The sequence below is a fragment of the Pseudomonas sp. R62 genome (assembly GCF_000257605.1).
GTDB lineage: Bacteria > Pseudomonadota > Gammaproteobacteria > Pseudomonadales > Pseudomonadaceae > Aquipseudomonas > Aquipseudomonas atacamensis.
Genome location: NZ_AHZM01000915.1, coordinates 1 through 834 on the forward strand (window position 1 = coordinate 1; position 834 = coordinate 834).

Annotated in this window: 1 protein-coding gene; it reads right to left on the reverse strand. The window is 62.5% G+C overall.

The features are described 5' to 3' along the window. Window positions 1–799 (reverse strand): aminotransferase class I/II-fold pyridoxal phosphate-dependent enzyme (locus tag OQK_RS01090; RefSeq protein WP_016770732.1); only part of this gene is annotated, 799 nt, incomplete at its 3' end. Window positions 800–834: the final 35 nt, after the last annotated feature.

Here is an 834-nt window from a genome sequence, read left to right on the forward strand (position 1 = left end):
GCGGGTTGACGCTGTCGACCATGCCGCAGCGAGCGTGGTTGACGCGCTCACGCAGGGCGGCGTCCTGGATGATCATGAACGAGGTCTTGAGGCCGGCGATGTTGTAGGCCTTGCTCGCCGACATCAGGGTGATCGTGTGTTTGGAAATCTCGGGGCTCAGCGATGCGGTGGGAATGTGCACGCGGCCGTCGAAGCACAGTTCGGCGTGAATCTCGTCGGAGATGATCCACGCGTCCTGCGCTGCGCAGATATCCGCCACTGCCTGCAATTCTTCGCGATCGAAGACCTTGCCGAGCGGGTTGTGCGGGTTGCTCAACAGCAGGGCGCCGCCGCCTTTCAGCGACTCGCGCAGTGCGTCCAGCGGCGTGGCGTAGGTGCCATCGGCCTGGGCGTTGAATTCCAGCTCGACCTTGTTCAGGCCCCAATGCCCTGGTGCATGGCGCAGCGGCGGGTAGTTCGGCACTTGCACGACGACATTCTGCTGCGCCTGGACCAAAGCCTTCAGCGCCATGTTGAAGCCCGATTCCACGCCCGGCAGGAAGATCAGCTCCTGCGGTTTGACCTGCCATGAATACTTGTTCCACAGGTCGGCGACGATCGCTTCACGCAGGTTGTCCTGGGCCACGCTGTAACCGAGCAACGGGTGCAGCAGGCGCTGTTGCAAGGCTTCGACGATGACCGGCGGCGCGGCAAAATCCATATCAGCGACCCACATCGGCAACACATCGGCCGGGTAGCGGCTCCACTTGGTGCTGCCAGTGTGGTGGCGGTCGAACAGCTGATCAAAATCGAAAGTCATGCGCGGTCTCGTCAAGGCGGAGTTGGTTCTGCCGG